The organism is Acidovorax sp. FJL06, from assembly GCF_003852545.1.
In the GTDB taxonomy this organism is placed as follows: domain Bacteria; phylum Pseudomonadota; class Gammaproteobacteria; order Burkholderiales; family Burkholderiaceae_C; genus Acidovorax.
The window spans coordinates 1-22,071 of sequence record NZ_QAJR01000058.1 but is presented as its reverse complement, the minus strand read 5'-3'; the positions used below and the strand labels follow the sequence as shown (position 1 = coordinate 22,071).

Sequence of the window (22,071 nt, the reverse complement as noted above, 5' to 3'; positions counted from 1 at the left end):
AAGGCACGCTACAATTCAGGGTTATTGAGATTTCGGGCATCTTCCCGCGCAAATTTGCGGGCTGCGCCTGTGGTGCCGAAGGCTCCACGCACGGTGCGCCAGCAGTGTTGTGAGCATGACCGGTGACGGGCTTGGTTTTTCGTTTTGCCACGGTGTCGGGTCAGCGCATTGACTGGCGTCTTGCCCGCAATTGCTCGGTCACGCCGGCACAGTTGGGGTGGATGTATCTGTCCTTGTGTCTGGTGTCCCTGGGGATCGCAACGTGCTTCTGGATGCTCGGCGCCCACCTGGTGATGCCCTTTGCGTGGCTCGAAATCTTGGCTGTAGGAATTGCATTCGCCATGTACGGTCGCCATGCGGCGGATGGCGAGAGGATTTCATTGCAAGGCTCGCGCCTTGTGGTGGAACGGGAGACGGCAGGCCGCCTGGAGCGCGCAGAGTTTGACCGGAGCCGGGTTCGTGTAGAGCCCAAGACCGGAGACCGCTCGCTCATCATGCTGTCTGCGCAGGGCCGATCCGTTGAAGTGGGGCGCTACGTGCGCCCCGAACTTCGACCGGCCCTGGCATCGGAGATCCGCATGGCCTTGCGCGCCGCCTGACCCCACGCAGGCACGCACAAGGGATTGGTTAAATTGAGGCTTAGAAGTAAGTGAGAACTATGAAGAGCATTTCCAACAAGCTGGCTTCTCTGCTGCTGATTGCCGGTGCATGGGTGGGCTCCGCAGCCCATGCCGTTCAGGACCTGCCTGGCGGCCCTGCAGTCAACCAGCTGAACCTGGCGCCGCCCGTCACCAAGATCGCAGAAGAGCAGCATTTTCTGCACTGGATGATGCTGATCATCTGCACGGTGATCTTCGTGGCAGTGTTCTCCGTGATGTTCTACTCGATTTGGAAGCACCGCCGCTCCAAGGGTGCCAAGTCGGCCAATTTCCATGAGTCCGTCACCGTCGAAGTGATCTGGACCATCATCCCCTTCATCATCGTGATCCTGATGGCCCTGCCGGCCACCAAGGTGCTGGTCGCGCAGAAGGACACTACCAATGCCGACCTCACCATCAAGACCACGGGCTACCAGTGGAAGTGGGGCTACGACTACATCACCGGCGAAGGCGAAGGCCTGAGCTTCATCTCCACGCTGGACAGCAGCCACCGTGTGATGTCCGACAGCGGCAACGTCAAGGACGCCCCGGCCGACTACCTGCTCAAGGTCGACAATCCCATGGTCGTGCCCGTGGGCAAGAAGATCCGCATCATCACCACGGCCAACGACGTGATCCACGCCTTCATGGTGCCGGCCTTCGGCATCAAGCAGGATGCGATTCCCGGCTTCGTGCGCGACACCTGGTTCCGCGCCGAAAAGATCGGCGACTACTACGGCCAGTGCGCCGAACTGTGTGGCAAGGAACACGCCTACATGCCCATCCACGTGAAGGTGGTGTCTGCCGAGGACTACTCGGCCTGGGTGGGTGACCAGAAGAAGAAGGCCGCCGCCAAGCTCGACGATCCGTCCAAGGTCTGGACGCTGGACGACATCCTCAAGCGCGGCGAGAAGGTCTATGCCGCCAACTGCGCTGCCTGCCACCAGGCCAACGGCAAGGGCGCCGGCCCGATCAAGCCCCTGGATGGCTCGGCCATCGTGCTCGATACCGACCACGCCAAGCAGATCCAGGTGGTGCTCAAGGGTGCAGCCAACGGTGCCATGCCCGCATGGGCCCAGCTGAGCGACACCGACATCGCTGCCGTGGTCAGCTACACCAAGAACAACTGGTCCAACAAGACCGGCCAGCTGGTGCAGCCTGCTGAAATCGTGGCCCTGCGTGGCAAGTAATCATCGCCCCATCGTATTGAGGAATCCAACATGAGCGCAGTTCTCGACAACCACGGTCACGCGGGCGACCACGCACACGACGACCATGGCCACCATGGCCCCACCGGCTGGCGCCGCTGGGTGTATGCCACCAACCACAAGGACATCGGTACGCTGTACCTGTTGTTCGCCTTCACCATGCTCATGGTGGGCGGTGTTCTGGCGCTGCTGATCCGCGCCGAGCTGTTCCAGCCCGGCCTGCAGCTGGTCAACCCCGAGCTGTTCAACCAGCTCACCACCATGCACGGCCTGATCATGGTGTTCGGCGCCATCATGCCGGCCTTCGTGGGCTTTGCGAACTGGATGATCCCGCTGCAGATCGGCGCATCCGACATGGCCTTTGCCCGCATGAACAACTTCAGCTTCTGGCTGATGATCCCTGCGGCCATCATGCTCGTGACCTCGTTCTTCATGCCTGGTGGCGCGCCCGCTGCCGGCTGGACGCTGTATGCACCGCTGACGCTGCAGATGGGCCCCTCCATGGACGCTGGCATCTTCGCCATGCACATCCTGGGCGCCTCGTCCATCATGGGCTCGATCAACATCATCGTGACCATCCTGAACATGCGCGCCCCCGGCATGACGCTGATGAAGATGCCCATGTTCGCCTGGACCTGGCTCATCACCGCCTACCTGCTGATCGCCGTGATGCCCGTGTTGGCCGGTGCGATCACCATGACGCTGACGGACCGCCACTTTGGCACCAGCTTCTTCAACCCCGCCGGCGGCGGTGACCCGGTGATGTACCAGCACATCTTCTGGTTCTTCGGCCACCCCGAGGTGTACATCATGATCTTGCCGGCCTTCGGCATCATCAGCCAGATCGTGCCCGCCTTTGCGCGCAAGAAGCTGTTCGGCTACGCCTCCATGGTGTATGCGACCTCGTCGATCGCCATCCTGTCGTTCATTGTGTGGGCCCACCACATGTTCACGACCGGCATGCCCGTGACCGGCCAGCTGTTCTTCATGTACGCCACCATGCTGATCTCCGTGCCCACGGCCGTGAAGATCTTCAACTGGATCGCCACGATGTGGCGCGGCTCCATGACGTTCGAAACCCCCATGCTGTTCGCTGTGGGCTTCATCTTCGTGTTCACCATGGGCGGCTTCACCGGCCTGATCCTGGCCATGGCGCCCATCGACATCCAGCTGCAGGACACCTACTACGTGGTGGCCCACTTCCACTATGTGCTGGTGGCCGGCTCGTTGTTCTCGATGTTTGCTGGCGTGTACTACTGGCTGCCCAAGTGGACCGGCCACATGTACTCCGAAACGCGCGGCCAGATCCACTTCTGGGGTTCGCTGATCACGTTCAACGTCACCTTCTTCCCGATGCACTTCCTGGGCCTGGCCGGCATGCCCCGCCGGTATGCCGACTACCCCATGCAATTTGCTGACTTCAATGCGATTGCCTCGGTGGGTGCGTTTGGTTTCGGTCTGATGCAGGTGTACTTCTTCCTGGCCGTGGTCGTGCCCGCCATGCGTGGCAAGGGTGCCAAGGCCCCTGCCAAGCCATGGGACGGCGCCGAAGGCCTGGAATGGGAAGTGCCATCGCCCGCACCGTTCCACACCTTTGAAACCCCGCCCAAGCTGGACGCCACCGCAACCCGCGTGATTGGTTGATCGCCATGCCCATGACCCCCGAGCAAAAGAAGAACAACCTGCGGCTGGCGCTGATCCTGGCGTCTGTGGCGGCGGTGTTCTTTGTCGGGTTCATGGTCAAGGTGGCCCTGCTGTCCCGCTGAGTCCGCTGCTGCCATGAGCCTGCACCGCGAAAACGCCAAGATGGTCGGCAAGCTGCTTGTGATTGCGGCCGGCATGTTCGCCTTTGGCTATGTGCTGATCCCCATCTACAAGCACATCTGCGAGATGACGGGCATCAACATCCTGTCGCTCTCCGAGCGCCAGGTGCCGGGCAACGGTGTGGCGGGCAAAGACGTGAAGCTGCCGGCCAACACGCAGGTAGACAAGAGCCGCACCATCACCGTCGAGTTCGACGCCAATGCGCGCGGCCCCTGGGACTTCAAGCCCGCGCAGCGCTCGGTGCAGGTGCACCCCGGCGAGCTGACCACGGTGATGTACGAGTTCCAGAACGTGCAGAACCGCCGCATGGCCGCGCAAGCCATTCCGAGCTATGCGCCCCGCCAGGCCGCCGCGCACTTCAACAAGCTGGAGTGTTTCTGCTTCAACCAGTACACGCTGGAGCCCGGCGAAAAGAAGGAATGGCCCGTGGCCTTCGTGATCGATCCGCGTCTGTCCAAGGACGTGACGACCATCACGCTGTCCTACACCTTCTTCGAGGTGGGGGGCAAGACCCCCGCAGCCCCCGAATCCACGGCGGCAGTGGCACTGCCGGCTGTAGCCCTGCCAGGAGCCGGATCATGAACACCCCCCTGGAGCAGCCGCCCGTGGCAAAGCCACTGGAGCGCAAGGGCTCGCTGCTGCGCACGGTGCGTGCGGTGGCTTGGTCGCTCATTGGCCTGCGCAAGGGCAGTGAGTACCAGCAGGATGTCGAAAAGCTCAACCCCTTGCACATCATCGTGGTGGGGCTGGTGGCGGTTTTTCTGCTGGTGATGGGGCTGATTGCGTTAGTGAATTGGGTAGTGTGAATCGGTTGTTGGACCGTATCAACAACAAAGCTGAAAACAAAGATTTTGAGATTCAGGAGCTGAAATGAGTGCATCAACCCACGGCGGAACCCCTTACTACTACGTGCCTGCCGAGTCGCGTCACCCGGTGATGGCGGCCATCGGCCTGTTCTTCGTCATCCTTGGCGCAGGCCAGTGGATCAACGGCCATGACTGGGGCAAGTATTCCCTGGCCGTGGGCCTGGTGTGGTGGCTGTTCACGCTGTACCAGTGGTTTGGCGATGCCATCCGCGAAAGCCAGGGTGGGCTCTACGGCCACAAGATCGACCTGTCGTACCGCTGGAGCATGAGCTGGTTCATCTTCTCCGAGGTGATGTTCTTCGGCGCGTTTTTCACGGCCCTGTGGTGGGCCCGCGCACACTCGGTGCCCGCACTGGGCAGCCTGGACAACGCACTGCTCTGGCCCGACTTCAAGGCCGTGTGGCCCAGCGTGGCGGCAGGTGTCACGGCATCGCCCGCTGGCATCGTTGAGCCCTTCCAGACCGTGGGCCCCTTCTGGCTGCCCACCATCAACACCGCACTGCTGTTGACCTCGGGCGTGACGCTGACCATCGCCCACCATGCACTGCGCGAGAACCATCGCGGCAAGACCATCGGCTTCATGTGGGCCACGGTGCTGCTGGGCTTCGTCTTCCTGCTGGTGCAGGGCTACGAATATTTCCACCTGTACACCGACCTGAACCTCAAGCTCAACTCGGGCGTGTTCGGTTCCACCTTCTTCATGCTGACGGGCTTCCATGGCTTCCACGTGTTCCTGGGCATGCTGATGCTGCTGGTGATCACGCTGCGCCTGCAAAAGGGCCACTTCACGGCCGACAAGCATTTCGGCTTCGAAGGTGCTGCCTGGTACTGGCACTTTGTGGACGTGGTGTGGCTGGGCCTGTACGTGCTGGTGTACTGGATGTAAGCAGCGCACGGCACCCAAAAAAAAGCGCCACCAGGCGCTTTTTTTGTTGGAGGCAGGGCAGGGTGCCGTCCGGGATGGGCCCTTGCCGCGGTGGTGAAGGCGCCGCCGGAAGCGGGCCCGGTCAGCGGCTCGCCGGCAGGCCGGTGGGCTGGATGTAGCCCAGCTGCCAGGCCAGCAGGATGCACAGGAACAGCGCGATGGAAAGCCCCACCCGCACCGCCAGTGCCTTGGCCATGCGGCTGCCTTTGCTCTTGTCGCCCTGGCCGTTGCGCATCATGAAGAACAAGGCCGACGCCAGGCTGGCCACAATGGCGATGAACGCCAGCACTACGAGGTATTTCATGGAGCACATTATCCCGTGAGCACTTTCCGCCGCCCCCTGGGCCTGCGTTTCTGGCTCATCACGCTGGCCGCTGTGGCGGGCATGCTGGTCACGGCCTCGCTGGGGCGCTGGCAGCTGTCGCGCGCGGCGCAGAAGGTGGCCCTGCAGGCCATGCTGGACGCGCGCGGCCAGATGCCCGCCCTGGAGGGCCGTGTGCTGCTGCCCCTGGCAGCGGCCTCGGCCGACGAGGTCCAGGCCCTGGTGCACCGCGCAGTGGTGCTGGAGGGGCGCTGGCTGCCAGAGCACACGGTGTACCTCGACAACCGCCAGATGAACGGCCGGCCGGGTTTCTTTGTGCTCACGCCCCTGCAGCTGGCGGGCATGCCTGCGGGCGTGGTGCTGGTGCAGCGCGGCTGGGTGCCACGCAACTTTCAGGACCGCACCCAGCTGCCGCAGGTGCACACCCCGCAGGATGCGGTGGTGCGGGTGGCGGGGCGCGTGGCCGCCGCACCTTCGCGCCTGTACGAGTTCGGTGGGGGCCAGGGTGGCGATGGCGGCAACGGCGCCCAGGGGTCTTCCCGCATCCGGCAAAATCTCGACCTGGCCGCGTTTCGTTCCGAAACCGGCCTGGCGCTCGCACCCCTCACGGTGTTGCAGGTGGGCGAAGCGGGGGATGCGGGCGATGGCCTGCAACGCGACTGGCCCGTGGTGGGCGCAGGCGTCGACAAACACTACGGTTACGCATTTCAATGGTTCGGGCTCTGCGGCCTGATGGCACTTCTTTATGTCTGGTTCCAAATCGTCCGACGGTTCATTCGCCCGCGCAGCCAGCCTGCCGCCTGATTCCCAGGCCACTGCCCGTGCCGCGCATCCGCTGGGGCTGACCGTGCACACCCTGCCCGAGGCCGGTGACGCGGTGGCCACCGCGCAGCGCGCGCGCCATGGCCGCTGGAAGATGCTGGGTGTGCTGGCGATCTGTGCCGCACCGGTGATTGCCTCGTATTTCACGTACTACGTGATCCGCCCCGAAGGCCGCCGCAACTATGGGGAACTGATCGACCCCCAGCGCACCGTGCCCGACCTCACGGCCACCACGCCGGATGGCGCCCCGGTGCCCCTGGCCTCGCTCAAGGGCCAGTGGCTGCTGGTGAGCGTGGCAGGGGGCGATTGCGATGCGCAGTGCCAGAAGCACCTGTACCTGCAGCGGCAGCTGCGCGAAAGCCTGGGCAAGGAGAAAGACCGCCTGGACTGGGTCTGGCTGGTCAACGACGGCGCGGCCGTGCCCGATGCGCTGGCACCGGCCCTGCAAAAGGCCACCGTGCTGCGCGTGGATGGCGCAGCGCTCAATGCCTGGCTTGCGCCCGCCGAAGGCCATCAGCAGGCCGAGCACCTGTACGTGGTAGACCCCATGGGCAACTGGATGATGCGGTTCCCCGCTGCCATGGACGCCAGCGGGGCTGCCAAGGCCAAGCGCGACCTGGAGCGCCTGCTGCGGGCCTCCTCGTCGTGGGATGAGGCGGGGCGGCCGGGCAAGCCATGAGCGAACCACAACCGCTGTACGACCTGGCGCCCATGCTGGAGCTGATGCTCCTGGGCCTGGTGATTGCGCTGGGGCCGCTGGCCTGGGTGTGGGTGCGCAACCGCCGCAGCTCGTCCCTGCGGCGCCTGCAGGCGCTCACGGTGCTGACCCTGTTCCTGACCTTTGACCTGGTGCTGTTTGGTGCCTTCACGCGGCTCACCGACTCGGGCCTGGGCTGTCCCGATTGGCCCGGCTGCTACGGCAGCGCAAGCCCGGTGGGCGCGCGCGCAGAAATCTCGGCGGCGCAAGAGGCCATGCCCACCGGCCCGGTCACGCATGGTAAGGCCTGGGTGGAGATGATCCACCGCTACCTGGCCACCAGCGTGGGCGTGCTCATCATCGTGCTCACGGTGTCGTCGTGGGTGCAGCAGCGCCGGGCCCTGCGGGGCGCGGCCGAGGCGCCGCCCCTGAGCCCCTGGTGGCCCACGGTGACGCTGCTGTGGGTGTGCCTGCAGGGGGCGTTTGGCGCGCTCACCGTGACGATGAAGCTCTTTCCCGCCATCGTCACGTTGCACCTGGTCGGCGGGCTGGTGTTGCTGGCGCTGCTGTGCGTGCAGGCGGTGCGCCACACCCATGCGGCGCAAGGCCGCTCGCTCGCTGTGGTCTCGCCCGCATTGCGCCAGGGCCTGGTCTGGACGGGGCTGTTGCTGGCGCTGCAGGTGGTGCTGGGCGGCTGGGTCAGCACCAACTACGCCGTGCTGGCCTGCACCACCTTCCCCACCTGCCAGGGCAGCTGGTGGCCTGCGATGGACTTTGCCCAGGGTTTCCAGGTCTGGCGCAAGCTGGGCATGCTGCAGGACGGCAGCCACATCAGCTTTGCGGGCCTCACGGCCATCCACTACGCCCACCGCCTGATGGCCTATGCGGTGCTGGCGGCGCTCGCATGGCTGGCCTGGCGCTTGCAACGCAGCGGCGCGCTGCCCGCACCCACGCGGTGGCTGGCGGGCCTGTCGGTGCTGCAGTTGGCCACCGGCCTGTCGAACGTGGTGCTGGACTGGCCCCTGCTGGCCGCTGTGTTGCACACCGGCGGCGCTGCGGCCCTGGTGGTGGTGTTGACCTGGGCCCTGGTGTCCAGCCGCGCGGCGTCCGCGCCCCAAGAGTTTTCCGCGCCCTCGGGCGCATCGAGAGTATCTGCATGAGTGTCGCTCCCCCTGCCGTTGCTGTTCCGCCCTCGCGCCTGCAGCAGTTTTACGCACTGACCAAGCCCCGCGTGGTGCAGCTCATTGTTTTCTGTGCCCTGATCGGCATGGTGCTGGCCGTGCCTGGCCTGCCCACGGCCGCGCAGTTGGGCCACATGGCACTGGCCAGCGCCGGGGTGTGGCTGGTGGCGGGGGCTGCGGCCGCCTTCAACTGCATCGTGGAGCAGGGCATAGACGCCAAGATGAAGCGCACCGCCTGGCGCCCCACGGCCAAGGGCGAGCTGTCCAACGCCCAGACGCTGCTGTTCTCGGCCGTGCTGTGCGCCGCAGGGTCGGCCCTGTTGTACATCTGGGTGAACCCGCTGACCATGTGGCTCACCTTTGCGACCTTTGTGGGCTATGCGGTGGTCTACACCGTGATCCTGAAACCGCTCACGCCGCAGAACATCGTGATCGGCGGGGCCTCCGGCGCCATGCCGCCGGTGCTGGGCTGGGCGGCCATGACGGGCGATGTGGGCCCTGAGGCGCTGATCTTGTTCCTCATCATCTTCCTGTGGACGCCACCGCATTTCTGGGCGCTGGCGCTGTACCGCGTGGAGGACTACCGCAAGTCCGGCCTGCCCATGCTGCCGGTCACGCACGGCAACGAGTTCACGCGGCTGCAGGTGTTCCTCTACACCCTGATCCTGTTCGCGGGCTGCCTGATGCCGTTCATCTACGGCATGAGTTCGTGGATCTACCTGGTGGCGGCGGTGCTGCTCTCCGCGGGCTTCTGTGGCTACGGCTTTGCGCTGTGGCGCAGCTACTCGGACGCGCTGGCGCGCAAGACCTTCCGCTTTTCCCTGATCCACCTGAGCGTGCTGTTTGCCGCCCTGCTGGTGGACCACTACGTGCTGTGAGAACCATGCTCAAACGAAATGCTCTTAAAACAATAGCTGTTAGCGCTTTATCGGTAGGCGCTGCAGGCCTTTTTGTTGCTTGTTCTGAGAAGAAGGCCGAGTTCCGTGGCGTCGACGTGACGGGGGCGGACTATGCCCGCGACATCCCGCTGACCGACCACAACGGCCAGGCGCGCCATCTCAAGGACTTTGCGGGCAAGGTGGTGGTGGTGTTCTTTGGCTACACGCAGTGCCCGGACGTGTGCCCCACGTCCATGCAAGAGCTGGCCGAGGTCAAGCAGATGCTGGGCAAGGACGGCGATCGCCTGCAGGGCATCTTCGTGACCGTGGACCCGGAGCGCGACACGCCCGAGGTGCTCAAGGCCTACATGGCCAACTTCGACCCCAGCTTTCTCGCGCTGCACGGCACGCCCGAGCAGCTCGCGGCCGTGGCCAAGGACTTCAAGATCTATTTCAAGAAGGTCGATGGCAAGACGCCCACGAGCTACACCATGGACCATTCGGCCGGCAGCTACGTGTACGACCCCGCAGGGCGCCTGCGCGTCTACAACCGCTACGGCAGCGGCGCCCAGGCCCTGGCGGCGGATGTGAAGGCCTTGCTCGCCGAAGCGGGCTGAGCCTGGCAGGCTGCCCGCCGGCCTGTGCGGGCCCGGGCAGCGCCGGTCCGTCATGTCCCGCCATGCCGGGCGCTCCGCCCCTGTGGCCCCGGGGGGCTCGCAGCGGCTGTCGCAGATTTGCCTCAAGGCGGGGGAAAGAATGTGATGCGCATCACATTCGCATCAAGTTGCCGGCGCTTGCCGGGGCTTCCTTGATGCCGATTGCGACCTGATTCCCTAGAGTGGTTCCAGCCATTTGCTCCGGTGCGCCGGGCAGGTGGCGTCCGTATGCGCTGGATGCGGCTGCAAGCCGCGCCCGCGCCCCGACCCGCCCACTCTGTGAAGAAGGACCCAGGCCTCCATGCGTTTGAACCGGCATGTAACCCAGCGTGACTACCCGCTGTCCGAGGGCGACACCTTGCTCTCCACTACCGACCTCAAGGGGCGCATCGTGTACGCCAACGATGCCTTCATCAAGGTCAGCGGCTTCGGGCGCGACGAACTGTATGGCAAGGCCCACAACGTGGTGCGGCATCCCGACATGCCCCCGGCCGCATTTGAGGACATGTGGACCACGATCCGTGGCGGGCTCCCATGGTCGTCGCTGGTCAAGAACCGGCGCAAGGACGGAGACCACTACTGGGTGCGCGCCAACGCCAGTCCCATCCGCCAGGATGGCGCCGTGGTCGGCTTTCTGTCGGTGCGCACCAAGGCCTCCGATGAGGAGATCCGCGCCCACGAAACGCTCTACCAGCGCATCAATGCCGGGGCCCGCCACCTCAAGGTGCACCGTGGGTTGGTGGTGGGCGTGCATGGCTTGGCCGCTTGGGGGGCGCGGCTGCGCTTTGTGTCGCTGGGCGCGCGTTTGCACGGGGCGCTGGGCTTGCTGCTGCTGGGCGGTGCGGTGGCCTTGGTGGCGGGGGCCGGCGCGCAGGCCGCCCCGGCGGGGTGGTGGCTGGCGGGCCTGGCGGCCTGGTGTGGTGCGGGCGCCGCTGCGGCCTGGTGGCTGCAGGCCGGGGTGGTGCAACCCTTGCGCGAGGTGCTGGCCCAGGCACGCGCCGTGGCCAGCGGGCAGAAGGCCGAGGCCCTGATGCTGCAGCGCGTGGACGAGATCGGCGGGCTCATGCGCAGCGTGCAGCAGGCCGGGCTCAACATGATGTCCCTGGTGAGCGACATCCAGGGCAAGGCCCTGCAGGTGCGCACATGCGCCACCGAACTGCAGGACGGCAACACGCACCTGTCCGAGCGCACCGAAGAAGCCGCCAGCAGCCTGGAAGAGGCCGCCACCGCGCTGGACGAACTCACCGCCGCCATCCGTGCCAACAGCGACAAGGCCGCGCTCGCCGCACAGCGCGCTGGCCTGGGTGCGCAGGCGGCCACGCAGGGGGCCGGCACCGTGCAGCGCGTGCAGCACACCATGCAGGGCATCGCCAGCGCCAGCCAGCGCGTGGCCGAGATCAGCACGCTGATCGACGGCATTGCGTTCCAGACCAACCTGCTGGCGCTCAACGCCGCTGTGGAGGCCGCGCGCGCCGGCGAGCATGGCAAGGGCTTTGCCGTGGTGGCGACCGAGGTGCGTGCCCTGTCACAAAAAAGCGCCCGCGCCGCGCGCGACATCAAGGCGCTGATCGACGCGTCGCTGGCCGAGGTGCGCAGCGGCACCGAGGCCGCCGTGGCGGCAGCCCGGACCATGGACAGCGCGGTGCAATCGGTGCAGGGGCTTAGCGAGCTGGTGCAGGACATTCAGCAGGCCAGCCGCGAGCAGGCCCTGGGCGTGGGCCAGATCAACAGCGCGGTGGCCCAGCTGGAGCAGATGACGCAGCAAAACGCCGTGCTGGTGCGCCGCAGTGCCGAGCTCAGCGGTGCGCTCGCCCAGCAGGCGCGGCACCTGGACGAGGCCGCGTCCGTGTTCCAGCCCCAGGGCCTGGTGCGATGAGGTCCGCCGGCCTGGGGCCGCACTTTTCCGGGGCTCCCTCTTCCTTTGATCGGCAACCACCCGGTGCTGAGAACGCCTCCTTGATCCTGGCCGCCATGAACGCAGCGCCGGACGGCATCCTGCTGGTGGACCGCGCCGGCCGCATCGTGATGGCCAATGCCGCGATGCAGACCATCTCCGGCTATTCGGCCGACGAACTGTGCGGCCAGTCGGTCAGCATCTTCCTGCCGCCGGACCTGCGCGAGGCGCATGCCCGGCACCTGGAGGGCTACTTTCAGGGCCCCTCGCGCCGGCCCATGGGGATGGGGCGCGACCTGTGGATCATGCGCAAGGACGGCAGCTCCCTGCCCGTGGACATCGCGCTGGGGCACACGGACGCACGCGGCGGCACGGCCGTGGCCTTTGTGCGCGACATCTCGGAGGTGCGCCGGCTGGAGGCCCGCATGCACTTCCAGGCCACCCACGACACGCTGACCGGCCTGATCAACCGCTGGCAGTTTGGCCAGCGGCTCGAACAGGCGATTGCCGAGTCGGCCCGTTCGGGCCAGTCCTTTGCACTGCTGCTGCTGGACCTGGACGACTTCAAGGCGGTGAATGACGGCTATGGCCATGCCGCGGGCGACCAGGTGCTGCTGGAGGTGGCGCGCCGGCTCAAGAGCGTGCTGCGCGCAGGCGACGCGCTGGCCCGGCTGGGCGGGGACGAGTTCACGGTGCTGCTGCCGCAGATCGCCCATGCGCAGGATGCCGAGCAGGCCGCCGCCAAGCTGCTGGATGCGCTGTGCCGGCCCTACCAGATGCATGGCTTCGAGCTGGATTTCGGGGCCAGCCTGGGGATTGCGCTGTACCCCGGCGACGCGCAGGACGCGGCCACCCTGATGCGCTACGCCGACATGGCCATGTACCACGCCAAGGAGTCGGGCCGCGCGCACTACGCCTTCTATGCGCCGCCCATGGGCATCCGCATGGCCGAGAAGCTGCAGCTGCACGAGCGCCTCAAGATGGCGCTGGCCTATGGGGGGCTGGCCCTGCACTACCAGCCCCAGGTGGACGTGGCCACCGGCCGCATGCAGGGCGTCGAGGCCCTGCTGCGCTGGACCGACCCCCAGCTTGGCGAAATCCCGCCGGACCGCTTCGTGCCCGTGGCCGAGGCCACCGGCCTGATCCTGGCGCTGGGGGCCTGGGTGATCGACACCGCCTGCCGCCAGATCGCCCAGTGGACTGATGCCGGCATGCCGCTGCGGGTGGCCGTCAACCTGTCTGCGCAGCAACTGCGGCAAACCGACCTGGTGGAGCAGATCGAGCGCAGCCTGGCCCTGCACGGCGCCCGGCCTGACCTGCTGGAGATCGAAGTGACCGAGTCCGAGGCCATGGCCGACCCCGAGCAGGCCCGGCGCGTGCTGTGCAGCCTGCAGGCGCTGGGCGTTTGCATTGCACTCGATGACTTTGGCACGGGCCATTCCTCGCTGGCGTATCTGAAGCAGCTGCCCATTTCCCGCATCAAGATCGACCGCGAGTTCGTGCGCCCCCTGCTGCGCACCAGCGCCGACGCCACCCTGGTACAGGCCATCATCGTGCTGGCGCAGACCCTGGGCCTGCATGTGGTGGCCGAGGGCGTGGAGTCCGCCGAGCAACTGCGCCTGCTGGCGGACTTTGGTTGCAACGCCTACCAGGGCTGGTTGTTCTCGCGCGCGGTGGCGCCTGGCCATGTGGTGCAGCTGCTGCAGGCAGCGCAGGCGCCCCTGGGCACGCTGGCAGGGCAGGGGCCTGCGCCGCTGGGCGTGGCCATCGCGCCCGCCTGAAGGTCAGGCCGGCCGGTGCCCGCCGGCCAGGCCCAGCAGGACCTCGCGCTGGATCTCGCAGTGCCAGCGGTCGTGGCGCACCAGCCCCTGCTGCAGCGCCAGCTGGCGCAGGGCGCGGGCAATGGTCTCGCGCGTGGTCGAGAGCAGGTCGGCCAGCACCACGTGGCTGGGCAGGCGCACCAGGCTGCTGCGCTGAATGCGGGCGAGCTGCAGCAAGGTGGCCGCCAACTGGCCCGCCACGCCCCGGATGCGCACGATGCGGGCCCATTCGGCCAGCCAGGCATTGGTTTGCGCATAGCTTTGCGCCAGCCCCCGCATGAACACCGCGTCAAGCAAACCTTGCTGGCTGGCGGCCGCGATGGGGACTTCGCACAGCCGCCCGGCGGTCAGCGCGCGGCAGGACACGGCGGCGGCCTGCTGGACCAGCCCCGTGGTGCCCAGCGGCTGCCCTGGGCCGAACAGCCCGACGGGCCGTTCCACCCGGTCTTCGCCGCTGCACAGCAGCATGACCGTGCCCGTTTTGACAATCCGGAAGGTGTGCGGCGTTTCGCCCTGCCGCAAAAGCAGTTCGCCCTTGCACATGGGCCGCTCCACCACCAGGGGGGCCCAGTGGTTGCGGCGTTCCTCGTTTTGCCGGCCCAGAAGGCAGTCCTGCCGGCCCACGCACAGCGTGCACCCGCCGCTGCGGGCGAGGGGTTCAGATTTCATGGAGCGGTGGCAATGGGCATTCACCCCAGGGGATGGGGCAGTCAGTGAGCCCGGAATGAAAAAACCCGGGCAGGTGTTCAGACCTTACCCGGGTTTGTGGCGCAGTGCAACAAAATGTATGCCGCAGGCCCCGTGCGGTTTACTCCGCCTTGATGCCGCGCATGGCAATCACCCCGCCCAGCAGATTGGTGTCGGCCTTGATGCGGTTGGCCAGCCCCTCGGGCGACGAGCCCACGGTCTGCCAGCCTTGCTGGAACAGCTTGCTGCGCACCTCATCGCTGCGCGCAATCTCGCTGATCAGCGCGGCCAGCTTGGCCTGGATGGGCTTGGGCATGGTCGAGGGCGCGGCAAAGGCGTTCCAGATTTCCAGGTTGAAGTTGCTGATGCCGGCTTCGGTCAGGCTGGGCACCTCGGGCGCCAGCGGGCTGCGGCCGGAAGAGGTCACGCCAATTGCACGCAGCTTGCCCGCCCGCACCTGGGCCTGGGCCAGGGCCGGGGGCAGCAGCGCCATCTGCAGCTGGCCGCCCAGCATGGCGTTGGCCACCTGGGGGTAGCCCGGGTAGGGCACATGCACCGGGTTGATGTTGCTGCGCGACTTGAGCAGCTCGGTGCCGATGTGGCCCACCGTGCCCACGCCGGGCGTGCCATAGCTCCACTTGTCGCCCCCATTGCGCGCCGCCACAAAGAAGTCGCGGGCGCTGCCACCGGCGGGGACGCCCGTTTGGCTGACCGGCGCGGTCAGGATCAGGGGCGAGGTGCCGATGAGGCTGAGCGGGGCCAGGTCCTTGATCGGGTCATAGGGCACGGCGGGGTTCAGCAGCTTGGCAATGGTCATGTTGCCATTGATCATCAGGCCGATGGTGTGGTCGTCGCGCGCCTTGGCCACCGCGTCGGCACCGATGTTGCCGCCCGCGCCCACCTTGTTGTCCACGATCACGGGCTGGCCCAGGGCCTTGGACAGGGGCTCCGAGAACGTGCGGGCCGTGAGGTCGGGCGACGAGCCGGCAGGGAAGCCCACGATGATCTTCAGGGGCTTGGTGGGCCATGCCAGGGGCGCCGCCGCAGCCGCAGCGGCGGTCTTGGCATTGTTCTGGGCCAGGGCCCAGGGGGACGTGGCAGCCAGCGCGATCAGCAGTGCAGCACGGCGCGAAACAACAGGGCGTGACAACATGGGGCGGGAACTCCTCAGGAATATTCAGGGGCCAAAACGACACGGGGCCCCAGAACTGGGGCCCCGTGAGGCAACTTCTTCTGCAGCCGGGGATGTTAACCCCGCCGCCGCACAGGCTCAGGCGTACTCGGCCAGGGCCTTTTTCATCTTCTTCATCGCGGCCACCTCGATCTGGCGGATGCGCTCGGCGCTCACGCCGTACACCGCCGCCAGCTCGTGCAGCGTCATGCCGCCCGTGCCGTCATCGTTGACCTTGAGCCAGCGCTCCTCCACGATGCGGCGGCTGCGGTCGTCCAGGCTGGCCAGCGCCGTGGCGATGCCATCCGTGGCCAGTGCGTCGCGCTGGCGCGACTCGATCATGGCCGTGGGTTCGTGCGAACCATCGGCCAGGTAGGCGATGGGGCCAAAGGCCTGCTCGCCGTCGTCCGAAGGGCTGGGGTCCAGCAGCACATCGCCACCCGACATGCGGGTTTCCATCTCGATGACTTCCTCGCGCTTCACATTGAGCTGCGCGGCCACGGAGTCGATCTCGCGGTCCGACAGCGTGTCGCGGTGCGTGGCAGCGTCCGCTGCTGCCGCATCGGCCTTGAAGCCCTGCTTCATGGAGCGCAGGTTGAAGAACAGTTTGCGCTGGGCCTTGGTGGTCGCCACCTTCACCATGCGCCAGTTCTTCAGGATGTATTCGTGGATCTCGGCCTTGATCCAGTGCATGGCATAGCTCACCAGGCGCACGCCTTGGTCTGGGTCGAAGCGCTTGACGGCCTTCATCAGGCCCACGTTGCCCTCCTGGATCAGGTCGCCGTGGGGCAGGCCATAGCCCAGGTACTGGCGTGAAATCGAGACCACCAGGCGCAGGTGCGACATGACCAGCCGGCCGGCGGCGTCCACATCGTTGTTGTCCTTGAGCTGGCGTGCATAGGTCTGCTCTTCGTCGTGCGTGAGCAGGGGCAGGCGGTTGACGGCCGAAATGTAGGCGTCCAGGTTGCCCAAGGCAGGCACCAGCGCCCAGGGGTTGGCGGACGCCAGGGTCATCGTCGCGGTTCCAGACTGAATGTTCATTCCAGGAATCCTTTCCTCTAAGCCAAGATGTTAGCACTCTCTCTGATTGAGTGCTAAGCCCGGAGTTCCCGTTGGGTTGTTGGCGGTGTTGATTTTCTAGACTTTGGATGAAATTGGCATCAATCTATTGCCTGGAATACGAATGATGCTATTGATTTTGTAGCTAATGGGCCTGTTATAGGCGTTTCGCCCACCGGCGCCATGGAAGCGGCAGGGCGCAGGTGGTCCTCGGTGCCAAGCACCTGGGATCGCCAGCTCCGGCGGCCCTACACGCTCAAATCAATCTGCTGCACCGTCCCCACCCCCCCATCCTCGCGCAGGTACACGCTCGTGGAGCGAACGGCGCCAAGGTGGGTGTTGTCGGTGGTGCGCAGGGCAAACGGGGTAGCCGCCGATGCGGCGGTCTGCACGGCGCCCACCCCGAGTTCGGCCAGGGTTTGCAGGCGGCCGGTGCCGTCGGCACTCGGGGTCCACACGCGCAGTTGCTGGTAGATGGGGTCGGCTTCGTCGATCCAGCCGTTGCCATCGCTGTCGTGCCGGGCCAGTTCGGCAAAGCCGTTGCCGGTGCCGGGGCCGAAGAGTTCCAGGCCGTTGTCGATGCGGGCGTTCTGGTTGGTGTCCAGCGCCAGGTAGCCCCGGTTGCCGGCCAGCAGGGGCACGTCTTCGGTCTGGCCATCGCCGTTCAGGTCGAAGGCAAAGCGCTGGTCTTGCAATTGGGCGGCAGTGCCGTCGAAATTGATCACCAGCGGGTCCACCGCCACCGCATCGCCCAGGCGCAGGCTGAACGAGGATTCCTGGCGGTAGCTGCGCTGCATGTCCAGCTGCAGGGTGAAGCGGATCTCGCGCCCGTCGGCCGTGCGCACCACGCCCTGGGCGGCGAACTGGGTGCGTTCGGTTTCTTCGGTGACTTCGTGCTGTTCATAGGCCAGGCCAAAGCCGGCGCGCTGGCGCCCGGGGGGCGCGTCTGCTGGGGCCTGGGCGGGGCGCTGGGGCAGAGTGGGCGCTTCGGCCGAGGCTTCGGGCCCGGTGTAGACGCGCACCCGCACACCGGTCATGAGTGCGATGAGGTCGCGGATCAGGGCCAGCTGGGGCGTCAGGCCTTCGTCGGCCTCGGCATCGCGCGTGGCGGCGGGGGCCTCGGCGGCTGCGGTGCTGGCCATCTGGGCGGCCTGGGCCAGGCGGGCGGCGCTGGAGATCTGGACGGCGGGGGCCGCTCGGGCGGGATGGGGGGCACTGGCCGGGCGGCGGTCGCCCACCCAGGCTTCGAGGCGGCTGCTTTGCGTGTGCATGCGCGTGGCGGCATGCTGGGCCTGCATCTGCAGGGCGGATGATTCGATCTTCATGGGGCACCTCCGCGGCTTCCACATGGAGATATCGGCCAGCGGGCGGCAGAACTTGATTGCCCCTGGTGCGGGCAGGGCCGTGGGGAGGGCCGCGCCTTGGTGCTATGCCTTTGCGCCGTGCTGAACCTGGCGCTCGAAGTCTTCCAGTGCTAGGGGCCGGCCAAACAGGTAGCCCTGGAAGGCCAGGCAGCCGTGCGAGAGCAGGAACTGGTGGTGCTCAGCGGTTTCCACCCCTTCGGCGATCACATCCAGGCCCAGGCTGCCGGCCAGCGCGATGATGGAGCGCGCGATGGCGGCGTCGCTTGGGTCGAGCAGCACGTCGCGCACAAAGCCCTGGTCGATCTTGATCTGGTCGAGCGGCAGGCGCTTGAGGTAGCTGAGCGACGAGTAGCCCGTGCCGAAGTCGTCCAGCGAAAAGCCCAGGCCATGGGCCTTGAGGTCGTGCATGGTGGCGATCACGCCATCCACGTTGTCCAGCAGCAGGCTTTCGGTCAGCTCCAGCTTGATCTGTGCGGGGGCGGCGCCGGTGCGTTGCAGCAGCGCCAGCACCTGCGCCACAAAGTCCTCCTGCAGGAACTGGCGGGCGCTCACGTTGATGGCGAGGCTCAGGTGGGCAAACTGCGGGTCTTGCCGCCACTGGGCCTGCTGGCGCAGTGCGGTTTCCATGACCCAGTGGCCCAGGGGCAGGATCAGGCCGGATTCTTCGGCCAGCGGGATGAATTCGGCGGGCGAGACCATGCCCTGCACGGGGTGGCGCCAGCGCACCAGGGCCTCGGCGCCGGTGATGCGGCCCTGGCGGTCTACCTGGGGCTGGTACAGCAGCAGGAACTGCGACTGGCGCAGGCCGTTGTGCAGCTCGGTCTCCAGCAGCGCGCGGCGGTTCACGGCCTGCTGCATGTCGGGGTCGAAGAAGCGCAGTGTGTTGCGCCCCGCGTCCTTGGCGCGGTACATGGCCATGTCGGCCTGCTTGAGCACCTCGTCCACCGAGCCACGGTGCTGGCGCAGCAGCGTGGCGCCAATGCTGGCCGAAAAATGGTGCTCGTGTCCGGCCAGGTCGTAGGGCAGGCGCAGCTGGGCCAGGATCAGTTCGCCCAGGGTGCGGGTCTGGGCGGCGGCCTCGGGGGCCTCGCTGCCCAAATTCTGCAGCACGACCACGAACTCGTCGCCGCCCAGGCGGGCCACGGTGTCCTGCTCGCGCACACAGCCGCGCAGGCGGTCGGCCACTTCCTTGAGCAGCAGGTCGCCCACTTCGTGGCCCCGGGTGTCGTTCAGGGTCTTGAAGTTGTCCAGGTCCACGAACAGCACGGCCGTGGTCAGGCCCGAGCGCAGGCCGTTGACCAGCACCTGCTGCAGCCGGTCCACCAGCAGGCGGCGGTTGGGCAACTGGGTGAGCGCGTCGTAGAACGCCAGGTAGCGCGCCTCGTCCTCGGCGGCCTTGCGGCCCGAGATGTCGATGTCGATGCAGAACATCTCGGGCGGGTGGCCGGGCACCTGGATGTAGGCGTGGCTGGAAAACACATGGACCGGCGACCCGTCCTTGCGCTGCAACTGCAGCTCGCCGGCGGGGATGACCTCGCCCGTGGCAAACATGTGCTGCACATGGCTGCGCACGGCCTCGCGCATGGGGGGCGGGATGATGAGCTGCAGCAGGTTGGCGCCCAGCGCTTCGTCGGCGGTGTAGCCGTAAAGCTGCTCGGAGGCCTGGTTCCAGTAGCTGGTGGTGCCGTCTTCCAGGTAGCCCTGGACCGAGATGGACGGGATGTTGCGCAGCAGCGAGCGAAACCGCAGCTCCGACTCGCGCAGCGCGCTCTCGGCCTGCTTGCGCTTGGTGATGTCACGCGCCAGGAACACCACGGCGGCCTGGCCGCCCACCTGCACGCCCAGGGGCTGGGTGCGCCCCTCGAACTGGCGCAGCCCCGACAGGGTCTGCATCTCGTACTCGATGGTGTTGGTCTGGCCGGACCGCAGGGTGTCATGGATCAGCACCATGAAGCGGTCGGCCTGCTCGGCGGGCAGCACCTCGTGCAGCCGCTTGCCGATGAGCTGGGGCGCGGCGGCGACCAGCGCGGTGTCGTCGGGCGAGAGCACTTCCACATAGCGCCCCCGCGCATCCAGCACCAGCAGCACGTCGGGGATGGCCTGGGCGATCGCGTGCAGGCGCGCCGCCATGCCGGTGAGCTGGTGCTCGGTGGCCATTCGCTCTTCCACGTCGCGCAGCAGCAGGCCCAGCACCACGGTGGCGGGGGTGAAGGTGAGCAAAAAGGGCAGGGCCAGGGTCTGGTTGATGCGGTGCACGGCCTCGGCGGGCAGCAGCTGGAAGATCGCCAGCACGGCGGTGTGCAGCAGCAGCCCGAACAGCGCCAGCGGCACGGGCCGCACCCCCAGCCGCCCGTGCGCGCGGGCCGTGCGGTAGGCCAGGCCCAGCACGGTGCACAGCGCGATCACCATCAGGCCCACCTCGGCCCCCGCGCCGCCCAGCCACAGGCGGCCCGTGGCCGCCATGGCCGCCGCGATGCAGGCCACCAGGGGCCCGCCAAACAGCCCGGCCATGCTGAGCACGACCGAGCGCGCATCAAAGATCACGCCGGGCATCAGCACCACGGGGGTGAGCATGCCCACCACGCAGATGCCGCCGAAGATCAGCCCCGAAAAAGCCTGGCCCACCCGCGGGCGCTGGCGCCACAGGCGGATGTTGAAACCGTGCAGAAAGCACAGTGCCAACAGCAAGGCAACGCCTTTGACCAGCTCAATGAACATGGGCCTCCGTGCTTTTCCTGGGGAAGGCCCATCATGGGGGAATTGCGGCGATCCGTAAATCGGAAATGGCCCCGGTGGGGCCATGCCGGGGCGAACCGGGCGGCGCGTGGGTCCGCCGGTCCGTGGGGTGGTCGGGCGCGGTGGCCGGCCCCGTCAGGCCAGCAGGGCCTGGGCAAACTCGCGGGCGCTGAAGGTTTCCAGGTCTTCGAGTTTTTCACCCACGCCGATGAAGTACACGGGGATGGGGCGCTCCTGTGCAATCGCGGCCAGCACGCCGCCCTTGGCCGTGCCGTCGAGCTTGGTCACGATGAGGCCGGTGAGCTGCAGCGCGTCGTCGAACGACCGTACCTGGGCCAGCGCGTTCTGGCCGGTGTTGCCGTCGATCACCAGCAGCACCTCGTGCGGGGCGGTGGCGTCGGCCTTGGTCACCACGCGGCGGATCTTTTTCAGCTCTTCCATCAGGTGCAGCTGCGTGGGCAGGCGGCCGGCCGTGTCCACCAGCACCACGTCCTTGCCGCGCGCCTTGCCGGCGGTGACGGCATCAAAGCTCACGGCGGCGGGGTCGCCGCCCTCCTGGCTCACGATCTCGACGGTGTTGCGGTCGGCCCACACGCCGAGCTGCTCGCGCGCGGCGGCGCGGAAGGTGTCGGCCGCCGCCAGCAGCACGGCGGCGCCTTCGTCTGCCAGATGCTTGGTGAGCTTGCCGATCGACGTGGTTTTGCCCGCACCATTGACGCCCGCCACCATGATCACGGTGGGCGTGTGTTCGCCAATCACCAGCGCTTTTTCGAGCGGGCGCAGCAGGTCGGCCAGCGCGTCGGCCAGCAGGCCCTTGACGGCGGCGGGGTCGGTGGCCTTGGCCTCCTTCACGCGGCGCTTGAGGTCGGCCAGCAGGTGCGCCGTGGCCTTGACGCCGGTGTCGGCCATGAGCAGGGCTTCCTCCAGCTCTTCATACAGCGCATCGTCGATCTGCGTGCCGGTGAACACGGTGGCGATGCTGCTGCCGGTCTTGCGCAGGCCGGCCTTGAGGCGGTCGAGCCAACCCTTGCGCTCGGCCGCCACGGGGGCCGGGGCGGGCGGGGAGAGGGGCGGTGGCGGCGCAGGCACCGGGGCCGCTGAGGAGGCCACAGGGGCAGGGGGGGCAACGGGCACGGGTGCCGCCGGTGCCGGTGCTGGCGGGACGGGGGCTGCCGGCGTGGCAACCGGGGTCGCCACCACGGGCGCCGTGACCGGTGTCGTGGCCGGTGCAACTGCCGTGGGTGCCACGGGCGTTGCCACCGGCGTGACAGCGGGCGGTATCGCCGCCGGGCTCACGGGCACCGCAGCAGGCGCGGCAGCGGC

General features: G+C 67.1%; 21 protein-coding genes. 14 read left to right on the top strand and 7 right to left on the bottom strand.

What is annotated here, in order from left to right; translation table 11 throughout:
- The first annotated feature begins 122 nt into the window (after positions 1–122).
- The 7 genes from DBV10_RS21840 to DBV10_RS21815 all read left to right on the top strand — a co-directional run bounded on the left by DBV10_RS21840 (position 123) and on the right by DBV10_RS21815 (position 5,422).
- On the top strand, positions 123–599 hold the full coding sequence (locus DBV10_RS21840; protein ID WP_124515656.1) for a DUF2244 domain-containing protein: 477 nt from the start codon (positions 123–125) through the stop codon (positions 597–599).
- Positions 600–658: 59 nt separating this feature from the next.
- On the top strand, positions 659–1,828 hold the full coding sequence (coxB, locus tag DBV10_RS21835; protein ID WP_124515655.1) for a cytochrome c oxidase subunit II: 1,170 nt from the start codon (positions 659–661) through the stop codon (positions 1,826–1,828).
- A 30-nt stretch (positions 1,829–1,858) separates the two neighbouring features.
- Positions 1,859–3,490: a cytochrome c oxidase subunit I gene (gene ctaD / locus DBV10_RS21830; RefSeq protein ID WP_124515654.1), complete on the top strand. Its 1,632-nt coding sequence runs from the start codon at positions 1,859–1,861 to the stop codon at positions 3,488–3,490.
- Positions 3,491–3,501: 11 nt separating this feature from the next.
- On the top strand, positions 3,502–3,612 hold the full coding sequence (locus DBV10_RS23235; protein ID WP_233590025.1) for a cytochrome oxidase small assembly protein: 111 nt from the start codon (positions 3,502–3,504) through the stop codon (positions 3,610–3,612).
- A gap of 13 nt (positions 3,613–3,625) precedes the next feature.
- On the top strand, positions 3,626–4,252 hold the full coding sequence (locus tag DBV10_RS21825; protein WP_124515653.1) for a cytochrome c oxidase assembly protein: 627 nt from the start codon (positions 3,626–3,628) through the stop codon (positions 4,250–4,252).
- Entirely contained in the window at positions 4,249–4,476 is a 228-nt protein-coding gene (locus DBV10_RS21820; RefSeq protein ID WP_124515652.1) for a DUF2970 domain-containing protein, read from the top strand. Before DBV10_RS21825 ends, DBV10_RS21820 begins: the two co-directional genes overlap by 4 nt.
- A gap of 64 nt (positions 4,477–4,540) precedes the next feature.
- A complete protein-coding gene (locus tag DBV10_RS21815; RefSeq protein ID WP_124515651.1) occupies positions 4,541–5,422 on the top strand; it encodes a cytochrome c oxidase subunit 3 in 882 nt (293 codons plus the stop codon).
- Between the two features lie 121 nt (positions 5,423–5,543).
- Here DBV10_RS21815 and DBV10_RS21810 read toward each other — a convergent pair whose 3' ends face one another.
- Positions 5,544–5,765 carry a twin transmembrane helix small protein gene (locus DBV10_RS21810; protein WP_124515650.1) on the bottom strand — a complete coding sequence of 74 codons (222 nt, stop codon included), beginning with the start codon at positions 5,763–5,765 and terminating at the stop codon, positions 5,544–5,546.
- Between the two features lie 15 nt (positions 5,766–5,780).
- On the opposite strand from DBV10_RS21810, the gene DBV10_RS21805 reads away from it, so the two are divergent.
- The 7 genes from DBV10_RS21805 to DBV10_RS21775 all read left to right on the top strand — a co-directional run bounded on the left by DBV10_RS21805 (position 5,781) and on the right by DBV10_RS21775 (position 13,692).
- On the top strand, positions 5,781–6,587 hold the full coding sequence (locus DBV10_RS21805) for an SURF1 family protein (RefSeq protein ID WP_124515649.1): 807 nt from the start codon (positions 5,781–5,783) through the stop codon (positions 6,585–6,587).
- Positions 6,529–7,284, top strand: coding sequence for a hypothetical protein (locus DBV10_RS21800; protein WP_124515648.1), 756 nt, complete (start codon positions 6,529–6,531; stop codon positions 7,282–7,284). The genes DBV10_RS21805 and DBV10_RS21800 overlap by 59 nt, the downstream gene beginning before the upstream one ends.
- Positions 7,281–8,462 (top strand): heme A synthase, encoded by a 1,182-nt coding sequence (locus DBV10_RS21795; protein ID WP_124515647.1) that lies wholly within the window; start codon positions 7,281–7,283, stop codon positions 8,460–8,462. Before DBV10_RS21800 ends, DBV10_RS21795 begins: the two co-directional genes overlap by 4 nt.
- The gene (gene cyoE, locus DBV10_RS21790; protein WP_124515646.1) at positions 8,459–9,361 is read left to right on the top strand and encodes a heme o synthase; all 903 of its coding nucleotides are present in this window, start codon (positions 8,459–8,461) and stop codon (positions 9,359–9,361) included. Before DBV10_RS21795 ends, cyoE begins: the two co-directional genes overlap by 4 nt.
- A 5-nt stretch (positions 9,362–9,366) precedes the next feature.
- Positions 9,367–9,978: an SCO family protein gene (locus DBV10_RS21785; RefSeq protein ID WP_124515645.1), complete on the top strand. Its 612-nt coding sequence runs from the start codon at positions 9,367–9,369 to the stop codon at positions 9,976–9,978.
- 340 nt (positions 9,979–10,318) lie between these two features.
- Positions 10,319–11,893, top strand: coding sequence for a PAS domain-containing methyl-accepting chemotaxis protein (locus tag DBV10_RS23350; protein WP_124515644.1), 1,575 nt, complete (start codon positions 10,319–10,321; stop codon positions 11,891–11,893).
- Positions 11,894–11,988: 95 nt separating this feature from the next.
- Positions 11,989–13,692 carry a putative bifunctional diguanylate cyclase/phosphodiesterase gene (locus DBV10_RS21775; RefSeq protein ID WP_370451206.1) on the top strand — a complete coding sequence of 568 codons (1,704 nt, stop codon included), beginning with the start codon at positions 11,989–11,991 and terminating at the stop codon, positions 13,690–13,692.
- Between the two features lie 3 nt (positions 13,693–13,695).
- On the opposite strand, the gene DBV10_RS21770 is transcribed toward DBV10_RS21775, so the two are convergent.
- From DBV10_RS21770 to ftsY, 6 genes are all read right to left on the bottom strand, one after another.
- On the bottom strand, positions 13,696–14,400 hold the full coding sequence (locus DBV10_RS21770; RefSeq protein ID WP_124515642.1) for a Crp/Fnr family transcriptional regulator: 705 nt from the start codon (positions 14,398–14,400) through the stop codon (positions 13,696–13,698).
- Between the two features lie 139 nt (positions 14,401–14,539).
- Positions 14,540–15,571 (bottom strand): tripartite tricarboxylate transporter substrate binding protein, encoded by a 1,032-nt coding sequence (locus DBV10_RS21765; RefSeq protein WP_124515641.1) that lies wholly within the window; start codon positions 15,569–15,571, stop codon positions 14,540–14,542.
- Positions 15,572–15,688: 117 nt separating this feature from the next.
- Positions 15,689–16,630 carry an RNA polymerase sigma factor RpoH gene (rpoH, locus tag DBV10_RS21760; protein WP_124515640.1) on the bottom strand — a complete coding sequence of 314 codons (942 nt, stop codon included), beginning with the start codon at positions 16,628–16,630 and terminating at the stop codon, positions 15,689–15,691.
- A gap of 266 nt (positions 16,631–16,896) precedes the next feature.
- Entirely contained in the window at positions 16,897–17,973 is a 1,077-nt protein-coding gene (locus tag DBV10_RS21755; protein WP_124515639.1) for a hypothetical protein, read from the bottom strand.
- 102 nt (positions 17,974–18,075) lie between these two features.
- Positions 18,076–20,730, bottom strand: a complete 2,655-nt coding sequence (locus DBV10_RS21750) for an EAL domain-containing protein (protein ID WP_124515638.1) — start codon at positions 20,728–20,730, stop codon at positions 18,076–18,078.
- Positions 20,731–20,883: 153 nt separating this feature from the next.
- Positions 20,884–22,029, bottom strand: coding sequence for a signal recognition particle-docking protein FtsY (gene ftsY / locus DBV10_RS21745; RefSeq protein WP_370451208.1), 1,146 nt, complete (start codon positions 22,027–22,029; stop codon positions 20,884–20,886).
- Between the last annotated feature and the right edge of the window lie 42 nt (positions 22,030–22,071).

Excerpts from the sequence above, each read along its gene's own strand:
- rpoH (WP_124515640.1), bottom strand. The coding sequence starts at position 16,630 with ATGAACATTCAGTCTGGAACCGCGACGATGACCCTGGCGTCCGCCAAC.
- DBV10_RS21785 (WP_124515645.1), top strand. The coding sequence starts at position 9,367 with ATGCTCAAACGAAATGCTCTTAAAACAATAGCTGTTAGCGCTTTATCG.
- DBV10_RS21815 (WP_124515651.1), top strand. The coding sequence starts at position 4,541 with ATGAGTGCATCAACCCACGGCGGAACCCCTTACTACTACGTGCCTGCC.
- DBV10_RS21755 (WP_124515639.1), bottom strand. The coding sequence starts at position 17,973 with ATGAAGATCGAATCATCCGCCCTGCAGATGCAGGCCCAGCATGCCGCC.
- DBV10_RS21820 (WP_124515652.1), top strand. The coding sequence starts at position 4,249 with ATGAACACCCCCCTGGAGCAGCCGCCCGTGGCAAAGCCACTGGAGCGC.
- DBV10_RS21795 (WP_124515647.1), top strand. The coding sequence starts at position 7,281 with ATGAGCGAACCACAACCGCTGTACGACCTGGCGCCCATGCTGGAGCTG.
- DBV10_RS23350 (WP_124515644.1), top strand. The coding sequence starts at position 10,319 with ATGCGTTTGAACCGGCATGTAACCCAGCGTGACTACCCGCTGTCCGAG.
- DBV10_RS21825 (WP_124515653.1), top strand. The coding sequence starts at position 3,626 with ATGAGCCTGCACCGCGAAAACGCCAAGATGGTCGGCAAGCTGCTTGTG.
- DBV10_RS21810 (WP_124515650.1), bottom strand. The coding sequence starts at position 5,765 with ATGAAATACCTCGTAGTGCTGGCGTTCATCGCCATTGTGGCCAGCCTG.
- DBV10_RS21775 (WP_370451206.1), top strand. The coding sequence starts at position 11,989 with ATGAACGCAGCGCCGGACGGCATCCTGCTGGTGGACCGCGCCGGCCGC.
- DBV10_RS21800 (WP_124515648.1), top strand. The coding sequence starts at position 6,529 with ATGTCTGGTTCCAAATCGTCCGACGGTTCATTCGCCCGCGCAGCCAGC.
- coxB (WP_124515655.1), top strand. The coding sequence starts at position 659 with ATGAAGAGCATTTCCAACAAGCTGGCTTCTCTGCTGCTGATTGCCGGT.
- DBV10_RS21765 (WP_124515641.1), bottom strand. The coding sequence starts at position 15,571 with ATGTTGTCACGCCCTGTTGTTTCGCGCCGTGCTGCACTGCTGATCGCG.
- DBV10_RS21770 (WP_124515642.1), bottom strand. The coding sequence starts at position 14,400 with ATGAAATCTGAACCCCTCGCCCGCAGCGGCGGGTGCACGCTGTGCGTG.
- DBV10_RS21750 (WP_124515638.1), bottom strand. The coding sequence starts at position 20,730 with ATGTTCATTGAGCTGGTCAAAGGCGTTGCCTTGCTGTTGGCACTGTGC.
- cyoE (WP_124515646.1), top strand. The coding sequence starts at position 8,459 with ATGAGTGTCGCTCCCCCTGCCGTTGCTGTTCCGCCCTCGCGCCTGCAG.
- DBV10_RS23235 (WP_233590025.1), top strand. The coding sequence starts at position 3,502 with ATGACCCCCGAGCAAAAGAAGAACAACCTGCGGCTGGCGCTGATCCTG.
- ctaD (WP_124515654.1), top strand. The coding sequence starts at position 1,859 with ATGAGCGCAGTTCTCGACAACCACGGTCACGCGGGCGACCACGCACAC.